Annotated in this window: 15 protein-coding genes and 1 pseudogene; 5 read left to right on the plus strand and 11 right to left on the minus strand. The window is 71.2% G+C overall.

The window, feature by feature from the left end; all coding sequences use genetic code 11:
* Positions 1 to 141: 141 nt before the first annotated feature.
* The 8 genes and pseudogenes from gap to AB0F13_RS18720 form a co-directional block, all read right to left on the minus strand.
* Positions 142 to 1,146 (minus strand): type I glyceraldehyde-3-phosphate dehydrogenase, encoded by a 1,005-nt coding sequence (gap, locus tag AB0F13_RS18685; protein ID WP_362082970.1) that lies wholly within the window; start codon positions 1,144 to 1,146, stop codon positions 142 to 144.
* 345 nt (positions 1,147 to 1,491) lie between these two features.
* Positions 1,492 to 3,717, minus strand: a pseudogene (locus AB0F13_RS18690) (M14 family metallopeptidase); the annotation flags it as partial.
* A gap of 172 nt (positions 3,718 to 3,889) precedes the next feature.
* The gene (gene whiA / locus AB0F13_RS18695; protein ID WP_071964484.1) at positions 3,890 to 4,897 is read right to left on the minus strand and encodes a DNA-binding protein WhiA; all 1,008 of its coding nucleotides are present in this window, start codon (positions 4,895 to 4,897) and stop codon (positions 3,890 to 3,892) included.
* Complete coding sequence (gene yvcK, locus AB0F13_RS18700) at positions 4,888 to 5,940, minus strand: uridine diphosphate-N-acetylglucosamine-binding protein YvcK (RefSeq protein ID WP_362082973.1); 1,053 nt, start codon at positions 5,938 to 5,940, stop codon at positions 4,888 to 4,890. Before yvcK ends, whiA begins: the two co-directional genes overlap by 10 nt.
* Entirely contained in the window at positions 5,937 to 6,869 is a 933-nt protein-coding gene (gene rapZ / locus AB0F13_RS18705) for an RNase adapter RapZ (RefSeq protein ID WP_362082976.1), read from the minus strand. Before rapZ ends, yvcK begins: the two co-directional genes overlap by 4 nt.
* 142 nt (positions 6,870 to 7,011) lie before the next feature.
* Positions 7,012 to 9,030: an excinuclease ABC subunit UvrC gene (uvrC, locus tag AB0F13_RS18710; protein ID WP_362082979.1), complete on the minus strand. Its 2,019-nt coding sequence runs from the start codon at positions 9,028 to 9,030 to the stop codon at positions 7,012 to 7,014.
* A gap of 156 nt (positions 9,031 to 9,186) precedes the next feature.
* Complete coding sequence (locus AB0F13_RS18715; RefSeq protein WP_362082982.1) at positions 9,187 to 10,044, minus strand: hypothetical protein; 858 nt, start codon at positions 10,042 to 10,044, stop codon at positions 9,187 to 9,189.
* A 5-nt stretch (positions 10,045 to 10,049) separates the two neighbouring features.
* Positions 10,050 to 10,640: a papain-like cysteine protease family protein gene (locus AB0F13_RS18720; protein ID WP_362082985.1), complete on the minus strand. Its 591-nt coding sequence runs from the start codon at positions 10,638 to 10,640 to the stop codon at positions 10,050 to 10,052.
* Between the two features lie 344 nt (positions 10,641 to 10,984).
* Here AB0F13_RS18720 and AB0F13_RS18725 point away from each other — a divergent pair, with 344 nt between their 5' ends.
* Complete coding sequence (locus AB0F13_RS18725; protein WP_362082988.1) at positions 10,985 to 11,926, plus strand: hypothetical protein; 942 nt, start codon at positions 10,985 to 10,987, stop codon at positions 11,924 to 11,926.
* 17 nt (positions 11,927 to 11,943) lie between these two features.
* On the opposite strand, the gene AB0F13_RS18730 is transcribed toward AB0F13_RS18725, so the two are convergent.
* Positions 11,944 to 12,378 (minus strand): Rieske (2Fe-2S) protein, encoded by a 435-nt coding sequence (locus tag AB0F13_RS18730; RefSeq protein WP_362082991.1) that lies wholly within the window; start codon positions 12,376 to 12,378, stop codon positions 11,944 to 11,946.
* Positions 12,379 to 12,463: 85 nt separating this feature from the next.
* On the opposite strand from AB0F13_RS18730, the gene AB0F13_RS18735 reads away from it, so the two are divergent.
* On the plus strand, positions 12,464 to 13,381 hold the full coding sequence (locus tag AB0F13_RS18735; protein WP_362082994.1) for a carbohydrate kinase: 918 nt from the start codon (positions 12,464 to 12,466) through the stop codon (positions 13,379 to 13,381).
* A gap of 149 nt (positions 13,382 to 13,530) precedes the next feature.
* Here AB0F13_RS18735 and uvrA read toward each other — a convergent pair whose 3' ends face one another.
* Positions 13,531 to 16,584 carry an excinuclease ABC subunit UvrA gene (gene uvrA / locus AB0F13_RS18740; RefSeq protein WP_362082997.1) on the minus strand — a complete coding sequence of 1,018 codons (3,054 nt, stop codon included), beginning with the start codon at positions 16,582 to 16,584 and terminating at the stop codon, positions 13,531 to 13,533.
* Positions 16,585 to 16,794: 210 nt separating this feature from the next.
* Between uvrA and AB0F13_RS18745 the strand changes: the two genes are divergently transcribed.
* The 3 genes from AB0F13_RS18745 to AB0F13_RS18755 all read left to right on the plus strand — a co-directional run bounded on the left by AB0F13_RS18745 (position 16,795) and on the right by AB0F13_RS18755 (position 19,580).
* Entirely contained in the window at positions 16,795 to 17,481 is a 687-nt protein-coding gene (locus AB0F13_RS18745; protein ID WP_362083000.1) for a maleylpyruvate isomerase family mycothiol-dependent enzyme, read from the plus strand.
* A 9-nt stretch (positions 17,482 to 17,490) separates the two neighbouring features.
* Entirely contained in the window at positions 17,491 to 18,147 is a 657-nt protein-coding gene (locus AB0F13_RS18750; protein ID WP_362083003.1) for an MBL fold metallo-hydrolase, read from the plus strand.
* Positions 18,148 to 18,272: 125 nt separating this feature from the next.
* On the plus strand, positions 18,273 to 19,580 hold the full coding sequence (locus AB0F13_RS18755; protein ID WP_362083006.1) for an MFS transporter: 1,308 nt from the start codon (positions 18,273 to 18,275) through the stop codon (positions 19,578 to 19,580).
* Positions 19,581 to 19,626: 46 nt separating this feature from the next.
* Here the strand turns inward: AB0F13_RS18755 and AB0F13_RS18760 are convergent, their stop codons facing one another.
* Positions 19,627 to 20,667, minus strand: coding sequence for a TerC family protein (locus AB0F13_RS18760; RefSeq protein ID WP_362083009.1), 1,041 nt, complete (start codon positions 20,665 to 20,667; stop codon positions 19,627 to 19,629).
* Positions 20,668 to 20,738: the final 71 nt, after the last annotated feature.

Raw genomic sequence — 20,738 nt, forward strand, 5'->3', positions numbered from 1 at the left:
CGCCCAGCGGCAGCTGGGGGATTCCGTAAGTGTCAGTCATGGAACGGGGCCCGTACGGCGCGTCATCGCGTCGCACGAGCCCCGTCCCCTACATCTTGGTGCCTGTCGACAGTGCCGTCGGTGCTGTCAGGGCAGGCAGCGTCAGAGCTGGCCGCCGACGAAGACGGTCAGGTCCACCAGGCGGTTGGAGTAGCCCCACTCGTTGTCGTACCAGCCGACGACCTTGACCTGGCTGCCCTGGACCATGGTCAGGGAGGAGTCGAAGGTGCAGGAGGCCGGCCAGTTCACGATGTCGGAGGAGACGATCGCGTCCTCGGTGTACTCGAGGATGCCCTTGAGCTGACCCTCGGCGGCCTTCTGGAAGGCGGCGTTGATCTCTTCCTTGCTGGTCTCGCGGTCGAGCTCGAGGACCAGGTCGGTGACCGAGCCGGTGGGGACCGGGACGCGCATGGCGATGCCGTCCAGCTTGCCCTTCAGCTGCGGCAGGACCAGGGCGGTGGCCTTGGCGGCACCCGTCGAGGTCGGGATGATGTTCTCCGCGGCGGCGCGGGCGCGGCGCAGGTCGGAGTGCGGGAAGTCCAGGATGCGCTGGTCGTTGGTGTACGCGTGGACCGTGGTCATCATGCCCTTGACGATGCCGAAGTTCTCGTCGAGAACCTTGGCCATCGGCGCCACGCAGTTGGTGGTGCAGGAGGCGTTGGAGATGACGTGGTGGTTGGCCGCGTCGTACTTGTCCTGGTTGACGCCCATCACGATGGTGATGTCCTCGTTCTTGGCCGGGGCCGAGATGAGGACCTTCTTCGCGCCGGCGGCCAGGTGCTTGGCCGCGTCCTCACGCTTGGTGAAGATGCCGGTGGACTCGATGACGACGTCGGCGCCGAGCTCGCCCCACGGGAGGGCGGCCGGGTCACGCTCGGCCATCGTCTTGAAGGTCTGGTTGCCGACAGTGATCGAGTCGTCGGTGTGGCTGACCTCCTGCTTCAGACGACCCAGGATGGTGTCGTACTTCAGCAGGTGAACCAGGGTGGCGTTGTCGGTCAGGTCGTTGACACCGACGATCTCGATGTCCGCACCCTGCTCCAGGAGCGCGCGGAAATAATTACGACCGATACGGCCAAAGCCGTTGATGCCTACGCGGATCGTCACGAACCGATCTCCTCGTTGGTGTGCCGGGCTGCCCGGCGGCTGTATGGGATGTCCCCGACCACCACCGACCCTACCTCTAACAAAGGAGGTACGTGACATTGGCGGCGCAGGCCCGCCGCCCTACGGACGACTGGGATCGAACGAGCGGTCGGGGGCCCGAACGAGCGATGACGCCGTCCGGAATGAGGCGGTTCGTCAGCCGCCGACTGCACGCAGTGCGGCACCGATCAGACCGGCGCGTTCCCGGGCGTCCGGGACGTGCTCGAGGCCGAAGCCGAGGAGGACGGTGTCACGCGTAGTGACGGCGGCCGGGCGGCGCTGCGGAGCACTTTCGTCACGCACTGTCACCGAGGCGGTGTACTCGCCGGCGGCCGCACTGCGGAACTGCGGGAAGGTCCCCGGCGGCAACTCCTCGGAGGTGGGCCGGTACGAGCCGGCCTTCTCCAGCGGGGCACCGCCGGCGGCTGCGAGGGCGGCCGTGGTGCCCGTCAGCTCGCCGGCGCCGGTGAAGCGCTGCGGCGCGGGGTGGGCGATCCGGTCGCCGGCGCCCAGGTAGTACTGGCTGAAGTCGTCGGTGTCGGCCGGGCCGACCTTGGAGGAGCCGCCCGCCTGGACCCCGGCTGTGATCAGCTTTCCGCCCTCGTTGACGAAGTCCCGGACAGCCAGCAGCGTGCCGCCGTCGGGCCGTGCGGTGCCGGAGTACCACAGGACGGTGTCGAAGGCGGCGAGGACGCCGAGGGCGTGGGGTGCGCCCTGCCGGGCGACGTCCCAGACGGCGGCCTTGCGGCCGTTGTCGGTGAGGGCCTTGACGTAGGCGTCGGCCTGCCGGGCCGGGCCGCCGCCGCCCTCGTCGGCGATGACCAGGGTGTCGGCGCGGGGGCGCTCGGCGACGGTGTAGGTGAAGGGCTCACTGGCGGTCGCCCTGCCCTCGCCCGTACGGCCGGTGAACCAGACGCTGACCGTGGAGCCGGGCTCGGCTCCCTCGACGGACGCGCGGTACTCGTCGAAGCGGATGTTGTCCTCGCCGCCGTAGCGGTCGCCGCCGTCCCAGGCCTTGAGCGGCCTGCTCTGCGTGCGGCCGCCGTCGACGCGGTAGTTGAGGCGCTTGTCGCGCACGCTCTTGCGGGCGGTGACGGCGACGCTCTGGTCCTTGCCGCGGGCGTAGGAGGTGGTGAAGGCGTGCGGGGTGAGGTCGGGGGCGGCGATGCCGACGGCCGAGGAGGGCCGGTCGGGGTGGCCCGCGGTCTCGGCGACGGAGAGGGCGAAGGGGATGTTCTTCGCGAACTCCTGCTGGATCAGCTTCTCGTCGTCGGGGAAGTTGAAGCCGGACTGGCAGTCGGCCGGATTCCAGCGGTCGTCGGGGTCCAGCCCGGAGACGGTCCGGCAGGTCGACATCTCCGGGGTGAACATCATCGTGCCGTTGGCGTTGGCCGCGTGGCCGTCGGCCTCGCCGTTGGTCGTGTACAGCTCGGAGGAGAGCTGGGGGTGGTAGCCGGGTATCGCGGACTTCTCGGGGGTGCCGGCGAGCGCCTTGTAGAGGACGTCGTCCGGGGTGGGGGTGGCGACCTGCCAGCCGACGCCGTAGAGCAACAGTTCCGCGGCGGAGTGGTAGTTGACGGCGTACGTGAAGTTGTGGCGTTTTTCGAAGGCGTCCAGGGCCTTGGTCTCCGGTTCGGAGGCGGCGCTCGGGCCGCGGTAGGTCTCGGAGCCCGGGCGTGGGGACGAACCCTCGTTGTCATAGCCCCACTTGTAGGCGTAGTTGCGGTTGAGGTCGACGCCGTCGCCGGGGGTGATCTTCCCGTCGCCGTTGTTGTCGCGCAGGTTCTTGCGCCACAGCCGGGTGTCGGGGCCCTGGAAGGTGTAGTCGTAGCCGTCGGGGTTGGCGGAGAGCACGAACCACAGCTCGGTGCTGTCCACGATCCGGGTGATCCGGTCGTCCTTGCCGTAGCGGTCGAGGTAGTGGTGCATCAGCCGCCGGGTCATCTCCGGGGTGATCCACTCGCGGGCGTGCTGGTTGGACATGTAGAGCACGGCGGGCCTGGCGCCGTCGGGGCTCTTCGCGGCGTTCCGGGAGAGCTTGAGGGCGAGGATGTCCTGCCCGCGCACGGTCTTGCCGATGCTGACGACCTTGGTGAGCCCGGGGTGCGTGCGGGCCGTGTCGGTGATCTCCTGCTGGAGACCGTTCCTGCCGCTGTACGGGCGGAAGACGCCATCACCCTGGGCCTTGAGGCCCTCACGGGTGCGCACGGAGATGCGCTTCTCGGTGAGATCCACCCCCTGCCGGCGCAGTTCCTCGGCCTGGGGTGCGGTGAGGTGGAGCTCGACCGGTGCCGTCCGGCCGTCGGTGATGCGCTCGCCCAGTTCATGTCCGTCGACGCCCGCCTTGAGCAGGAGCGGGACCTGGGCGCTGGTGACGTCCGCGGTCCATACGGACATCACGTCGGGTCCGGTGGGGGCCGCCGCGTTGCCGGCGGCCGGCTGCGCCTGGGCGAAGGGTGCCGCGGCGAGCCCGCCGAGTAACAGCGAAGCCACCGCGACGACCGATCGGGCCTTTCTCGCCTTGTGTCTCATGAGCCCCCCTTGCCGTTGTCTGTCACGTCAGTGCACGGACGCCAGGCTCGTGACCCCTTCATGATCATGTCAACGGTGCGTTTTCCGCCCGCGCCGGCACATCGCCCCCCGCCGCCCTTGCGGGCCACGGGGGGCGAACGGGTGCGAACAGACGCCAGAGGACGGCCGCGGACTAACCGACCATGCCCTCGGCCATCTCCTCGGAGAGGTCCGAGAGGTCCGAGAGGTTCGACTCGGTGCCGGGGATGCCCAGGTCCTGGGCGCGCTTGTCGGCCATGGCCAGCAGGCGGCGGATCCGGCCGGCGACGGCGTCCTTGGTCAGCGGCGGGTCGGCGAGGGCGCCGAGCTCCTCCAGGGACGCCTGCTTGTGCTCCATACGCAGCCGCCCGGCGGCGGCCAGGTGCTCGGGCACCTCCTCGCCGAGGATCTCCAGCGCCCGCTGGACGCGCGCGCCCGCGGCGACGGCGGCCCGTGCCGAGCGGCGCAGGTTGGCGTCGTCGAAGTTGGCCAGGCGGTTGGCGGTCGCCCGCACCTCGCGGCGCATCCGCCGCTCCTCCCAGGCCAGTACGGACTCGTGCGCCCCGAGCCGCGTCAACAGCGCGCCGATCGCGTCACCGTCCCGGACGACCACGCGGTCCACGCCGCGCACCTCCCGGGCCTTGGCGGCGATCTGCAGGCGGCGGGCGGCACCGACCAGGGCCAGGGCCGCCTCGGGGCCCGGGCACGTCACTTCCAGGGAGGAGGAACGGCCGGGCTCGGTGAGCGAGCCGTGCGCCAGGAAGGCACCCCGCCAGGCGGCCTCGGCATCACAGGTGGCACCGGAGACGACCTGCGGCGGCAGTCCGCGGATCGGCCGGCCGCGGCCGTCGACCAGTCCGGTCTGGCGCGCCAGCTGGTCACCGCCCGCCACTACCCGCACCACGTACCGGCTGCCGCGGCGCAGCCCGCCGGGGGCCATCACCACCAGGTCGGAGGCGTGCCCGAAGATCTCCAGGATGTCCTTGCGCAGCCGCCGGGCCGCGATGCCCGTGTCCAGCTCCGCCTCGATCACGATGCGCCCGCTGACCAGGTGCAGCCCGCCCGCGAACCGCAGGATCGCCGAGACCTCCGCTTTCCGGCAGCAGGTCCGGGTGACGGGAAGCCGGGAGATTTCGTCCTTCACCGCTGCCGTCATCGCCATGGGCCGATCCTTCCATGCATCCGAAAAATACGGTCGTACGCGGCGGCCAACAGCTCCGGGTCGTGCGTCGGGCAGCCGTCGGGCGAGGCGACCGGCGCCAGCTCGACCGTTGCCCCGAGCCGCTTGGCGGCATCGGTGAGGCTTTCCCGGTCGGGCACGGCGGCCTCGTCGGCCAGCACCACGTCCAGGGCGAGTTTAGGGGCGTGTCGGGCCAAAACCTCCAAATGACGCTGCGGGGAGAAGCCATCGGTTTCCCCGGGCTGTGGTGCGAGATTCAACGACAGCACCCGGCGGGCCTTGGTCTCCTGCAGCGCCTGCAGCAGCTCGGGCACGAGCAGGTGCGGGATGACGGAGGAGAACCAGGAGCCCGGGCCCAGCACCACCCAGTCCGCGTCCAGCACCGCCGCCACGGCCTCGGGCACCGCCGGCGGGTCCTCCGGGACGACGTGCACGGACTGCACCTCGCCCGGGGTGAGCGCCACGGTGGCCTGGCCGCACACGGTGGTGACCGCGTCGGGGGCTGCCGGGTCGTGGCCGCGTACGAGCGCCTGGAGCTCCAGGGGGACCGCCGACATGGGCAGCACCCGGCCATGGGCGCCCAGCAGCTTGCCGACCAGGTCCAGGGCCTGCACATGGTCGCCGAGCTGCTCCCAGAGGGCGACGATCAGGAGGTTGCCCACGGCGTGGCCGTGCAGCTCGCCCCCGCTCTCGAAGCGGTGCTTGATCACACGGGCCCAGGTCTGGCCCCAGTCGTCGTCGCCGCACAGCGCGGCGAGGGCCTTGCGGAGGTCGCCCGGGGGCAGCACGCCCAGCTCGTCGCGGAGCCGGCCGCTGGAGCCGCCGTCGTCGGCGACGGTGACGACCGCCGTCAGGTCCCCGGTGATCCGGCGCAGCGCGGCGAGGGAGGCGGACAGCCCGTGGCCGCCCCCGAGGGCGACGACCTTGGGCTGCGCGCCCCGGTTCACACGGCCGCCGGCGCCGCCGCGCCCGCGGCTGGGGACCAGCGTGCGGACGCGGCGCATCCGGAAGGGGCGGCCGGTCACTCGCGCCCCATGTCCCGGTGGACGACAACGGTCTCGACGCCCTCCGAGGCGAGGCGGTGGGCGAGCTTCTCCGACATGGCGACGGAGCGGTGCTTGCCGCCGGTGCAGCCGACCGCGATCGTCACATAGCGCTTGCCCTCGCGGCGGTAGCCGGCAGCGATGAGCTGGAGGAGCTCGGTGTAGCGGTCGAGGAACTCCTTGGCGCCCGGCTGGTTGAAGACGTAGCCCGACACCTCCTCGTTGAGGCCGGTGAAGGGCCGCAGCTCGGGCACCCAGTGCGGGTTGGGCAGGAAACGGCAGTCCACCACGAGGTCGGCGTCGACGGGCAGGCCGTACTTGTAGCCGAACGACATGACCGTGGCGCGCAGCTCCGGCTCCTCCTCGCCCGCGAACTGGGCGTCCATCTTGGCGCGCAGCTCGTGGACGTTGAGGCTGGAGGTGTCGATGACGAGGTCGGCGTCGCCCCGCAGCTCGCGCAGGAGGTCGCGCTCGGCGGCGATGCCGTCGACGATGCGCCCGGAGCCCTGCAGCGGGTGCGGGCGGCGCACCGACTCGAAGCGGCGCACCAGGGCGTCGTCGGACGCCTCCAGGAAGATCACCCGCCGCTTGACCTTCTTCGCCGCGAGGTCCGCGAGGGACTCGCGGAGGTTGTCGAAGAACCGCCGGCCGCGCACGTCCACGACCACGGCGATGCGGGCCACGTTGCCCTGGGAGCGGGCGCCGAGGTCCACCATGGTGGGGATCAGCGCGGGCGGCAGGTTGTCCACGACGAACCAGCCGAGGTCCTCCAGACACTTGGCGGCGGTGCTGCGCCCCGCCCCGGACATGCCGGAGATGATCACCAGCTCGGGAATGCCGGCCGCCTCGCCGGCCGCGTCCGCCGTCGTGCCCGTACTCACCTTTGCTCCGTCCCGGTCGGTCACGTTCATGCCGTCTTCCCCCGTTCTGCCGGCGCCGCCGACGGCGCCGTCTCCTCTTCCATACTGCGGCTTTCCCGGGCCCACGGCCCGGACCGCGGGCGGCGCCGGTCCCTGCGCCGCCTGCGGGTGCCGTCCTGTGCGGCCAGGTCCATCATTCCTCCGCGTCGTCCATGATCTCGCCCGTCGCCATGTTGACAGCCGGGGCGGGCGGGGCCGCACCGGCGAGCGCCGCGAAGATCGTCTCGGCCGTCTTGCGGCCGATGCCGGGCGTCTCGCAGATCTGCTCGACCGTCGCGGTCCGCAGCCGCTTGACCGAGCCGAAGTGCTTGAGGAGCGCCTGCTTGCGGGTGTCGCCGAGGCCGGGGACCGCGTCGAGCGGGCCGGCCTTCAGCGTCTTGCCGCGCTTGCTGCGCTGGTAGGAGATGGCGAAGCGGTGCGCCTCGTCGCGGACGCGCTGCAGGAGGTAGAGACCTTCGCTGGTGCGCGGCAGGACGACCGGGTCGTCCTCGTCCGGCAGCCAGACCTCTTCGAGCCGCTTGGCGAGGCCGCAGACGGCCACATCGGTGACGCCCAGCTCGTCCAGAGCCCGCTTGGCGGCCGCGACCTGCGGCTTTCCACCATCGACCACGACCAGCTGCGGGGGGTAGGCGAAGCGCTTGGGCCTGTCGTCGCCCTCGGGAGGGACCTCGCCGCCGGTAATCTCCCCGCTGAGGACCTCCCCGCCGGGCATCTCGTCGTCCGGGGCCTCCTCGGTCCACTCCCCCGTCTTCTGCTTCTCGTTCACGTAGCGGCGGAAGCGCCGGCCGACGACCTCGTGCATCGAGCGCACGTCGTCCTGGCCGGCGAAGCCCTTGATCTGGAAGCGGCGGTATTCGCTCTTGCGGGCGAGGCCGTCCTCGAAGACCACCATGGAGGCGACCACGTCCTGCCCCTGGAGGTGGGAGATGTCGAAGCACTCCACGCGCAGCGGAGCCGAGTCCATGCCGAGGGCCTCGCCGATCTCCTCCAGGGCCCTGGAGCGGGTCGTCAGGTCGGAGGCGCGCTTGGTCTTGTGCAGCACGAGCGCCTGCTGGGCGTTGCGCTGGACCGTGGCCATCAGGTCCTTCTTGTCGCCGCGCTGCGGGATGCGCAGGTCGACGCGGGCGCCGCGCCGCTCGGTCAGCCACTGCGTAACGGGCCCGGCCGGCTCCGGCAGGGCGGGGACCAGGACCTCCTTGGGGACCGTGTCGCCGCTCTCCTCGCCGTAGAGCTGCTGCAGGGCGTGCTCGACGAGGCCGGCCGTGTCGACCGCCTCGACCTTGTCGGTGACCCAGCCGCGCTGGCCGCGCACCCGGCCGCCGCGGACATGGAAGATCTGCACGGCGGCTTCGAGTTCGTCCTCGGCGACCGCGATCAGGTCGGCGTCGGTGGCGTCGGCGAGGACGACGGCGTTCTTCTCCATGGCACGTCTGAGCGCCTCTATGTCGTCCCGCAGCCGGGCCGCCTTCTCGTACTCCATCTCCTCGGCGGCATCATGCATCCGCTGTTCCAAACGACGGATGTACGCACCCGTACGCCCGGCCATGAAGTCGCAGAATTCCTCGGCCAGTTCGCGGTGCTCCTGGGGGCTGACGCGGCCGACGCAGGGGGCGGAGCACTTGCCGATGTAGCCGAGCAGGCAGGGGCGGCCGATCTGGGCCGAGCGCTTGAACACACCGGCCGAGCAGGTGCGTACGGGGAACACCCGCAGCATCAGGTCGACGGTCTCGCGGATGGCCCACGCGTGGGCGTACGGGCCGAAGTAGCGCACGCCCTTCTTCTTGGGACCGCGCATGACCTGGACGCGGGGGAACTCCTCGCCCATCGTGACCGCGAGGGAGGGGTAGCTCTTGTCGTCGCGGTACTTCACGTTGAAGCGCGGGTCGTACTCCTTGATCCAGGAGTACTCGAGCTGGAGCGCCTCGACCTCGGTGGAGACCACGGTCCACTCCACGGACGCGGCGGTGGTGACCATCGTGCGCGTGCGCGGGTGCAGACCGGCGAGGTCCTGGAAGTACGAGGAGAGCCTCTGGCGCAGGCTCTTCGCCTTCCCGACGTAGATCACGCGGCCGTGCTCGTCGCGGAATCTGTAGACCCCGGGCGAGTCGGGGATCTGTCCCGGCTTGGGTCGGTAGCTGCTGGGGTCGGCCATGTCACACACCCTACTTGCGGGCAGTGACAATCCGTCGTGCAGCGGCCCGGTGCGGGGCCCGGCGGGCAGGGCACTCCGGCCCCGGCAGCGGTGGCTGCCGGGGCCGGAGCGGGGTGGGGGGTGGGTTCGGGCCGGGCCCTCGCGGGTCCGGTTTCGTCAGCGGCGCCGGAGCCTGCGCACCGCCACGGTTCCCAGGCCGAGGGCCAGGGCAGCCGCACCTGCCGCCGTCACCGGAAGGGCCGCGGCCGGCGATCCGCCGTCGGCCTGCGCCGCCGCGGTCGCCGTCCGGTCCTCGCCGGACTGCGATGCGACGGACTTCTGAGCGCTGTTCTCCTCGAAGCCGCCGGCCGCGCCCTTCTTCGCATAGGCGGAACCGGGCAGCTTGTCACCGTAGGCCTTGTGGACGCGGGTGCGGTACGCGTCGACGGTGGCGCCCTTCTCGCCGATCGCACGGAGGGCGTCCTCGTCGAGCGGCAGGACGCGGTCGCCCCGCTGCACGTACCAGGCGTTGATCTGGGGCTCGCGGAAGACGGTGCCGCCGCTGAGCCTGCGCGCGCCCTCGGACGCGTAGCGTGTCTCGTCGTCACCGGTGGCGATGTTGACGACCTTCCAGTCGTCCCCGGCGCGGGCCGTCCACACCGAGGCCTTCTGCCCGTCGGCGGAGACCGCCGCGCTGGCGAGGAAGTCGAGCGCGGCGATGGGGGCGCCTTCGTCGCCCGCCACGAACTCCGGCGCGAGCGTGTAGACCGGCACGGTCGCGCCCTCGATCCTCGGCCGCGCGTCCGCCTTGGCGACGGCGCCGTCGCGGGCGAAGAAGCGGGAGAGGGTGGTGAGGGTCTCGGGTGCCGTCGCCGCGTCATGGGCCGCGGCGACCCCGGCGGCCGGTGGCGGCGTGGGGGTGGCGGGCGGCGGGGCGGCGTGCGCGAGCGGGGCCAGGCCCAGTACAGCGGCGGTCAGGGCACCCGCTGCGGCCGCGCGGGCCGCGTGGCGCCGGCAGTGTGCACGGTTCGTCATGGCCCTCACGCCCCGATCCGGTAGAGCGAGTGGGTCCAGGCGAACTGGTTGTTGTTGGTGTACCAGCTGTGCGACGCCCAGTTGTAGCGGTTGCTGGAGGGCCATGGGTCGCCCCAGTAGACCGTGCTGCCGGAGTCGTCGTACCCGTAGATGACGTGCATGTGGCCGCCGCCCGACTGCCATCCGATGCGGGTCTCGACGGGACGGCCCGCGTCGATCTCGGCCTTCACGGTCGCGTAGCGCAGCCATCCGCTGACGTACGAACCCTCGTTGATGCCGGCCCAGGCGAGGGCGTTCTGCACATTGCCCAAGGTGGCCTGGTTGTTGGGGCACGTGGTGCCCTGTGTCCGGTTGAACGCGGCGTTGCAGAACTGGTTCTGGCTGTACTTGCGGCCCATCCAGGTGGCGATGGTGTTGCCGGAGGCCGCCCAGCACCAGTTCGTCTGCTGCTGCGCCTGCATGGTGATGTTGAGCTTGTTCGTCGCGCGCACAGCGGTGTGTTCGCCGGTCGCCGCGCTCGCCGTTGTGGGGACGAGGAGCAGGGCGCAGGCGATGAGAGCGGCTATGGGCAGCCGTCTGCCGCGTATGCGGGACATTCCTTTATGTGCCGATGCCGAAGCACAGGTCATGTGGCGTTCCTCCCGTGGCGGGGGGTTGTGGTGGAGGAGCGCATCCGGACGCGTGTTGGGAGCATCGGGTGTTGTCGGTGACCGGTCAACCAGTTTCAATACCGCGTGAGAGCACGGTGTGAACAGATCGGATCGGATGTGAACGGCCGGTGCCCGCCCAGGAGGAAAGCAGCGCTCCTGACCGGCGGGTCCCGTTCCGTCTTTCGTGAACATTCACATGCACACAGGGCTTTACAGGGGCCCTTACGGCGGCGCCGTGCAGGCGTCTGCCGGAGGAGCTTCGCGAAGAAGCCTCACGAAGGAGCGAGCGCATGGCACCCAGCGGCACCCGCGCTGCCGAGGCCGAACTGGCACAGGCACTGCGCACGGGCCCGTTCCACCTGGCGCTGCGCATGGCGCTGTCGGCGCGGGGGCTCGCCCTGCACCGGGTGCAGCACCGGCTGGCGCAGCGCGGCGTGAAGGTCGGTGTGACGAGCCTCAGTTACTGGCAGCGGGGCGCCCGGCGCCCCTGCCGCCCGGAGTCGCTCAGGGCCGTGCGGGTGCTGGAGGACATCCTGGAGCTGCCCGCGCACGCCCTGACCCGGTTACTGCTGGAGCCGGCCGGGCGGCCGACGGCGGAGCGGCCGGCCGCACGCTCGTACCGCTCGCTGGTGGAGGAGTCCCGCGCCCTGGGCCGGCTGCTGGCCGAACTGGAGTCACCGGAGGACGGCGGGCTGCACACCGTCTGCCAGCTCGAGCGGGTGCTGATAGGCGCGCGGCGTGAGCTGCACGCCCGCGACTCGCACCATGTGGTGCGGGCGCACCGCGACGGGGTGGACCGCTACGTGGCCATTCACCACGGCGACGAGGGGTGCGACCCGGGCCGCGTGATCGTGCGGGCCACCGAGAACTGCCGGGTGGGGCGGGTGCGGTGGCACACGGCGGCCGGGGTGCTCGTCGCCGAGCTGCTCTTCGACACGCGGCTGCGCGCCGGGGAGACCCACGTCTTCGGCTACGGCTTCGACGACGGTACGGGCGGTACGAGCGCGGAGTACGTGCGCGGGTTCAGCTTCGCGGGCGGGCAGTACGTGCTGCAGGTGCGCTTCGACGATGCCGCCCTGCCGGTCCGCTGCCGCCGCTTCACCCAGATCTCGGCGGGTGCGCCGCGCTGCGGGCAGCAGGAGCTGACGCTGGCCGGACGGCACCGCGGGGTGCACCTGGTGGAACAGGGGGTGCGGCCGGGGATCCTGGGGATCACCTGGGACTGGTCCTAGCCGCCGGACCGGTGCGATCAGGCGTCCGGGCCCGCGATCAGCTTGCCGCCGTCCGCCTTGACGGGGACGGACGGCAGGGGCGCACCGGCCGGGCCCTGGAGGACCTTGCCGGTGGTGGCGTCGAACGTGCTGCCGTGGCAGGGGCAGCTGACCTTGCCGTCCTCGACCTTGTCGACGACGCAGCCGGCGTGCGTGCACACCGCACTGAACGCCTTGTACTCCCCCGCGGCGGGCTGCGAGACGACCAGCCGCTGCTCGCGGTAGAGCCGGGCGCCGCCGACGGGCACCTCGCCCGCCGCCCCGAGGTCCACCGGTGCGGTGGGGACGGCGGGGCCCTTGGCTCCGCTGCCGCCACCGGAGCACGCGGCGGCGCCGAGCCCGGCGGCACCGGCCAGGGCGGCTCCGCGCAGCACGGTACGGCGGGACGCCGACGAAGCAGAGGGCGTGGCCATGGGGACTCCAACGGGTCAAACGGCAGTGCGACACAGCGACAATACCGGCACCAGTTGCTCCGCTTACTGCCGGAAGGACCCGCCCGTGATCGTCGTCGCCGGAGAAGCCCTGATCGACCTCGTGCCCGACGGCCCCGGGGGCGACGGAGGCCTGCCGGCCCTGCTCCCGCGGTGCGGCGGCGGCCCGTACAACACCGCCCTGGCGCTGGGCCGGCTGGGCACATCCACCGCCTTCTGCTCCCGGGTGTCCTCGGACGGCTTCGGCGAGGCGCTGCTGGGCGGCCTGCGGGTGGCCGGCGTCGATCTCTCGCTGGTGCGGCGCGGCCCGGAGCCGACGACGCTGGCGGTGGCGGCGGTCGGCGCGGACGGCTCGGCGGGCTACGGCTTCTACGCGGGCGGCACCGCCGACCGGCTCTTCGAACTGCCGGCCGCCCTTCCGGACGGGGTGCGGGCGCTGTGCCTGGGCACCTGCTCCCTGGTACTGGAGCCGGGCGCGAGCGCGTACGAGGCGCTGCTGCGCCGCGAGGCCCGGCGCGGGGTGTTCACACTGCTCGACCCCAACATCCGCCCGGGCCTGATCCCCGATGCGAACGCCTACCGCACCCGGTTCCGTTCCTGGCTGCGGGACGTGTCCCTGCTCAAGGTGTCGGTGGAGGACGCCGGGTGGCTGGGCGGCGACGTCGCCGGCTGGCTGGCGGCGGGGCCCGCCGCGGTCGTGGTGACCAGGGGCGGGGAGGGCCTGTCCGTTCACACGCGGGACGGGGCCTGCTTCGCGGTTCCGGCGGTTCCGGTGGAGGTCGTCGACACGATCGGCGCCGGCGATACCGTGAACGCCGCCCTGCTGCACCGCCTGGCGGCCCGCGACGCCCTCTCGCACGAGGCGCTCGCCGCCCTGGACGAGCCCGCCTGGCTCGACGCCCTCACCTTCGCGGCGAGCGCGGCAGCCACGACATGCTCCCGCGCGGGAGCGGAGCCGCCCTTCGCGGCGGAAGTGGGGGCGTAGGACGTGGGTGCGCCCGCCGGGGGTCCGGGGTTCAGTCCCGGTTCCGGGAAGGGGCGGGACTGGGGACTCTTTCCCGCCGCAACGGCGGGGCGCCCGACGGCGGAGCCCGGCGGTGCCGAACCTTCCGCAGCGCCGGGCGCCCAGCCCGCTCAGGCCTTACGAGCCCGCGTCGCCTTCTTCGCGGGCGCCTTCTTCACTGCCGCCGCCTTCTTCGCGGCCGAGGCGGTCTTCTTCGCGACCCCGGCGGTCTTCGTCTTCGCCGAGACCACCTTCTTGGCGGCACCTACCGCCTTTGCGGCGGCAACCGTCTTCTTCGCCGGTGCCCGCTGCGCGGTCGTCCGCGCCGGAGACGAATCACTGACGCGGTCGCCGAGCATGTCGCGGAGGAATTTGCCCGTGTGGCTGGCCCCTACGGACGCGACCTCCTCCGGCGTGCCCTCGGCGACGACGAGACCGCCGCCCGCGCCGCCTTCGGGGCCCATGTCGACGACCCAGTCGGCCGTCTTGATCACATCGAGGTTGTGCTCGATGACGATCACGGTGTTGCCCTTGTCGACCAGACCGGACAGCACGGTGATCAGCTTGCTGATGTCCTCGAAGTGCAGACCCGTCGTGGGCTCGTCCAGCACGTACACCGTCCGCCCCGTCGACCGCTTCTGCAGCTCGCTCGCGAGCTTCACGCGCTGTGCCTCGCCGCCGGAGAGCGTCGGCGCGGACTGCCCGAGCCGGACGTAGCCCAGGCCGACGTCATGGAGGGTGCGCAGGTGCCGCGCGATCGTGGGCACCGCCTCGAAGAAGCCGAGCGCTTCCTCGATGGGCATGTCCAGCACCTCGGCGATGGACTTGCCCTTGTAGTGGACCTCCAGGGTCTCCCGGTTGTAGCGCGCGCCGTGGCAGACCTCGCACGGCACGTACACGTCCGGCAGGAAGTTCATCTCGATCTTGATCGTGCCGTCGCCGGAGCAGTTCTCGCAGCGGCCGCCCTTGACGTTGAAGGAGAAGCGGCCGGGCAGGTAGCCGCGGACCTTCGCCTCCATCGTCTCCGCGAAGAGCTTGCGGACGTGATCGAAGACACCGGTGTACGTGGCCGGGTTGGAGCGCGGCGTACGGCCGATGGGCGACTGGTCGACGTGGACGACCTTGTCGACCAGGTCGTCGCCGTCCACGCGCGTGTGCCGGCCGGGAACCGCCCGCGCGCCGTTCAGCTCACGTGCCAGGTGGGTGTAAAGGATGTCGTTGACCAGCGTCGACTTGCCGGAGCCGGAGACACCGGTGACGGCCGTGAGCACCCCGAGCGGGAAGGACACGTCGATGTCGCGCAGGTTGTTCTCGCGGGCGCCGCGCACCGTCAGCCGTCGTACACCGTCCACGGGGCGGCGGACGTCGGGAGTGGGGATGGACCGCTTGCCGGACAGGTACTGCCCGGTCATCGACGCCTCCGTCCGCAGCAGCTCCTTGAGGGGACCGCTGTGGACGACCTTGCCGCCGTGCTCGCCCGCGCCCGGGCCGATGTCGACGACCCAGTCGGCGACCTTGATGGTGTCCTCGTCGTGCTCGACGACGATCAGGGTGTTGCCCATGTCTCGCAGCCGGACGAGCGTCTCGATGAGGCGGTGGTTGTCGCGCTGGTGCAGGCCGATGGACGGCTCGTCCAGGACGTAGAGCACGCCGACGAGACCGGAGCCGATCTGGGTGGCGAGCCGGATGCGCTGCGCCTCGCCACCGGAGAGGGTGCCCGCGGCGCGGTTGAGCGAGAGGTAGTCCAGGCCGACGTCGACCAGGAACCTCAGGCGCTCGTTGACCTCCTTGAGGACCCGCTCGGCGATCTTCTTCTCGCGGCCGGTGAGCTGCATGTCACGCAGGAAGTCGGCGCACTCGCTGATCGACATCGCGGAGATCTCCGCGATGGAGCGGCCCTGCACGGTGACCGCGAGAACGATCGGCTTGAGCCGCGTGCCCTCACAGGTCGGGCAGGGCACCTCGCGCATGTAGCCCTCGAAGCGCTCACGGCTGGAGTCGCTCTCGGCCTCCGAGTGGCGCCGCTTGACGAACGGGACCGCGCCCTCGAAGGCCGTGGTGTACGCGCGCTCGCGCCCGTAGCGGTTGCGGTAGCGCACCTCGATCTGCGTGCGGTGGCCGTTGAGCAGCGCCTTCTTCGCGCGCTGCGGGAGCCCGGCCCAGGGGATGTCCGTGCGGAAGCCGAGCTCGCCGGCGAGGGCGCCGACCAGACGGTTGAAGTAGTCCTTCGTGTGGCCGTGCGACCAGGGGTTGATCGCACCCTCGTCGAGGGACTTGTCCTCGTCGGGGATGATCAGCTCGGGGTCGACCTCCATGCGGCTGCCGATACCGGTGCAGTCCGGGCAGGCGCCGAAGGGCGAGTTGAAGGAGAAGGAGCGCGGCTCCAGCTCCTCGAAGGACAGATCGTCGTACGGGCAGTACAGGTGCTCGGAGAACATCCGCTCGCGCTCGGGATCGTCCTCGGCGAGGTCCACGAAGTCGAGGATCACCATGCCGCCGGAGAGGCCCAGCGCGGTCTCGACCGAGTCGGTCAGCCGGCGCTTGGCGCTCTCCTTCACGGTGAGGCGGTCGACGACCACCTCGATGGTGTGCTTCTCCTGCTTCTTGAGCTTGGGCGGGTCCGAGAGCTGGATCGTCTCGCCGTCGACCCGGGCGCGGCTGTAGCCCTTGGTCTGCAGGTCGGAGAAGAGGTCGGCGAACTCTCCCTTGCGCTCGCGCGCCAGCGGGGACAGCACCTGGAAGCGGCTGCCCTCCGGCAGCTCCAGGACCCTGTCCACGATGGCCTGCGGCGACTGCCGGGAGATGGGCCGCGCGCACTCGGGGCAGTGCGGCTTGCCGATGCGGGCGAAGAGAAGGCGGAGGTAGTCGTAGACCTCGGTGATGGTGCCGACCGTCGAGCGCGGGTTGCGCGAGGTCGACTTCTGGTCGATGGAGACGGCCGGGGACAGGCCTTCGATGAAGTCCACGTCGGGCTTGTCCATCTGCCCGAGGAATTGCCGTGCGTAGGAGGAGAGCGACTCGACGTAGCGACGCTGCCCCTCGGCGAAGATCGTGTCGAACGCGAGGGAGGACTTGCCCGACCCCGAGAGCCCGGTGAAGACGATGAGGGAGTCGCGCGGGAGGTCGAGCGAGACGTTCTTGAGGTTGTGCTCGCGAGCGCCACGGACGATGAGACGGTCTGCCACGCCGGTCGGCACCTTTCTTGAGAGTCGGCTCTGGGGGAGCTGCGGGGTGCGCCATGCCCCTCGATCCAGAGTACGGGGGGCCACTGACAAGGCGGCGGTCACACGAATGTCGTAAGCGATGCCTCTCCCGACGATATAGCACGCACATTCGATTCACGCTGGGGATCCGACTCCTTCACCCGAAGGAGTGGCCGGACTATCGTCGGCGGCATGATTGATCACGTGCGTGACCTGAACGCGGTACGCGAGGCGACCGACCGGCTGCTCTCCGCGGCCGGCAAGCTGGACAACGCCGCCGTTGCCGAGCCGTCACGGCTCCCCGGCTGGACCCGCGGCCACCTCCTCGCCCACCTGGCCCGCAACGCGGACGCCCTCGTGAACGTGCTGGCGGGCCGCCCCATGTACACCAGCGCCGAGGCGCGCGAGGCCGACATCGAGCGCGACGCCTCTCGGCCGCTGGACGTCCACCTCGGCGATCTGCGCGAGAGCGCCGCCCGCTTCCTGCGCACCGCCGAGGCGCCCGCCGACTGGAACCGCACGATCACCATGCGCAACGGCGTGACCGACGTCGCCGCCCGCGTCCCCTTCCGCCGCCTCATCGAGGTGGAGCTGCACCACGTCGACCTCGGCATCGGCTACGAGCCGGCGGACCTGTCCGCCGAGTTCACCGTGCGGGAGATCGAGTTCCTCGCCGAACGCTTCGCCGGCCACCCCGATGTCCCCGCCCTCCGGCTGACCGCGACCGACGGCGGCCGCTGGAGCACCGGGCGCGCGGAGGGCGAACCCCTCTCCGTCACCGGCACCGCCGCCGGCCTGCTGTGCTGGCTCGCCGGGCGGCAGGACGGCCCGCGACTCGAAACAGGTGGCGCTCCGCTCCCCGTTCTGCCTCCGCTATAGGGTGCTCCCATGACGTACAGCGGAGCGGTAGAGGTCGGCGGACCTGCGGACGTACACGAGTTGGCCGATCTGATGATCTCGAAGGTCGCGGTCGGTCCGATGAACAACAATGCTTATCTGCTGCGTTGCCGCGCGACGGACGAGCAGCTGCTGATCGACGCCGCCGCCGAACCGCACACGCTGCTCGCCCTGATCGGCGACAGCGGCATCGCCTCGGTCGTGACCACCCATCAGCACGCCGATCACTGGGGCGCACTGGGCGAGGTCGTGGCGGCCACCGGCGCCCGTACCTACGCGGGCCGCGAGGACGCCGAGGGCATCCCGGTGGCCACGGACGTGCTCGTCGACGACGGGGACACCATTCGTGTCGGCCGGGTGGAGCTGACGGCCCGCCACCTGGTCGGCCACACGCCGGGCAGCATCGCGCTGGTCTACGACGACCCGCACGGCCACCCGCACGTCTTCACCGGCGACTGCCTCTTCCCCGGCGGCGTCGGCAACACCCACGACGACCCCAAGGCCTTCGCCAGCCTCATCGAGGACGTGGAGACCAAGATCTTCGGCACGCTCCCGGACGAGACCTGGGTCTACCCGGGCCACGGCAACGACACCACGCTGGGCACCGAGCGCCCGCACGTCGCGGAGTGGCGCAAGCGCGGCTGGTGACCTGCCGCCACGACAAGGGGTAGCGCGCCTTCCGCACAGCGGGCGGAAGGCGCGATTCCCTTGCGCCCCCGGCAGCACTTCCGAGCGCCCCGTTTCCTGGGCGCCGCCCGGAAGTTGGGCAGTACATGCATCGTGACCGATCCCCGGCCATGTTCCGTCTGGCGGCCGCATCCATGGCCGGCACCGCCATCGAGTTCTACGACTTCTTCGCCTACGGCACGGCGGCGGCCCTGGTCCTGGGCCCGCTGTTCTTCCCCACCGTCTCCCCCCTCCTCGGCACCCTCGCCGCCTTCGGCACCTTCGGCGTCGGGTTCCTCGCCCGCCCGGTGGGGTCCGTACTCTTCGGCCACATCGGCGACCGGCTCGGCCGCCGCCCGGTGCTCATCTCATCCCTGCTGCTGACGGGCGTCGCGACCGTCGCGGTCGGCCTCGTACCCACCTACCGCGACATCGGCATCGCCGCTCCCGTACTGCTTCTGGTCCTGCGCTTCCTGCAGGGCCTGGGGCTCGGCGGCGAGTGGGGCGGCGCCGTCCTGCTGACCGCCGAGCACGCGCCCGCGCACCGCCGCGTCCTGTGGTCGAGCTTCCCCCAGGCCGGCCCGTCCGTGGGCTTCCTGCTCGCCAACGGCATCACCCTGACGCTGTCGGCCACCCTCACCGAGGCCCAGTTCCTGTCCTGGGGCTGGCGCGTGCCGTTCTGGGCGGCGGGCGTCCTGGCGGCAGTGGGCCTGTTGCTGCGCACCCAGCTCGCCGAGACCCCGGACTTCCGCGAACTGACCGCGAGCGGGACCCGCGCGTCACAGCCCTTCTCCGAGGTCGTACGCGGCCACTGGCGGCTCGTCCTGCTCACGGCCGGCGGACTGTCCGTCGGCTACGCCGTCTTCTACACCGTCACCACCTGGTCCCTGGCCTACGGCACCGAACGGCTCGGAGTCGACCGTACGGTCATGCTCGGCTGCATCATGGTGTCCGTCGCCGCCTCGGGCGCGGTCACCCCGCTGATCGCGATGTTCGGCGACCGCTACGGGCGCCGTCCCCTGTGCCTGGCCGGCTGCACCGCCGTCGCCCTGTGGATGTTTCCGCTGATCGGCCTCCTGCGCACCGGCCGTCCCGCGCTGATGCTGCTGGGCTTCGTCGTCGCGATGCTGTCTTTTTCCACCGCCTTCGGTGTCGTCGGCGCGTACCTCCCCGAGCTGTACGACGCCAGGGTGCGCTGCACGGGCGCGGCCGTCGGGTACAACCTGGCCGGGGTGCTGGGCGGCGCCGTCACCCCGCTGGTCGCGACCGCGACGGCCCGGGGCGACGGGCCGCCCTGGGGCGTCGCCGTCTACCTGACCGGCGTCGCCCTGCTCAGCCTGACCTGCTTCACACTGCTTCCCGAGACCCGCCCCACGACCACCGCGACCACGGCCGCCGACCCGGCCCCCGCCTGACCCTGCGCCCGCCTGCCCTGCGCCCGGCCCCGCAGGTGCCCGGTCGTCAGGCGCGGGCGCTCTCCCGCTCGTCCTTGCCCGCCGCCACCGCACCGGCGGCCTCGGTCGCCGGGCCGGCCGCCGCCTCTGCCGCCTCGGCCCGCGCCAGTCCGGCGGAGGCACGCAGGCTGGTGACGGTGGTGACGACGAGGACCGCGCAGATGACGCCGAGCGAGACCGGGATGCTGATCTCGGGGACGCCGACGCCGTTCTCGTGCAGGGCGTGCAGGACGAGCTTGACGCCGATGAAGCCGAGAATGACCGACAGGCCGTACGAGAGGTGGACCAGCTTCTTCAGCAGGCCGCCTATCAGGAAGTACAGCTGTCGCAGGCCCATGAGTGCGAAGGCGTTGGCGGTGAAGACGATGTACGGGTCCTGGGTGAGGCCGAAGATCGCCGGTATGGAGTCGAGCGCGAACAGCACATCGGTCGTGCCGATCGCCAGCATGACGATCAGCATCGGTGTCATCAGCCGCCTGCCGTTCTCGGCGATGAACAGCTTGGTGCCGTGGTACCGGTCGGTGGAGGGGAAGCGCCGCTCCACCAGCTTCAGGAAGCGGTTCTCCTCGAACTCCTCGTCCTCCTCGTCCGCCCGCGCCTCCTGGATGAGCTTCCACGCCGTCCAGATGAGGAAGGCGCCGAAGATGTAGAAGACCCAGGAGAAGTTGGCGATGATCGCCGCGCCCGCGCCGATGAAGACGGCTCGCAGGACCAGCGCTATGAGCACGCCGACCATGAGAACCCGCTGCTGGTACACCGGCGGCACCGCGAACTTCGCCATGATCAGGACGAAGACGAAGAGGTTGTCGACGCTCAGCGACTTCTCGGTGATGTAGCCCGCGAAGAACTCACCGGCCGGCCCGCCGCCGCCGAAGGCCAGGAGCCCCAGTCCGAAGAGCCCGGCCAGGGCGACCCAGACCACGGTCCAGACGCCGGCCTCCTTGAGGGAGACCTCGTGCGGCTTGCGGCCCCCTATGAAGAAGTCGGCGGCGACGAGGGCACACAGACCGAGGATGGTCAGCGCCCACAGGGTCAGGGAAACGTCCACTGTTCCTCCGGCAGGTCGTACGGCGTACGGCACTTCCCAGAACGGTACAGGAAAACCCAAGGAATAGTAAA

Origin of the sequence: Streptomyces sp. NPDC026206 (genome assembly GCF_040638465.1) — a bacterium.
In the GTDB taxonomy this organism is placed as follows: domain Bacteria; phylum Actinomycetota; class Actinomycetes; order Streptomycetales; family Streptomycetaceae; genus Streptomyces.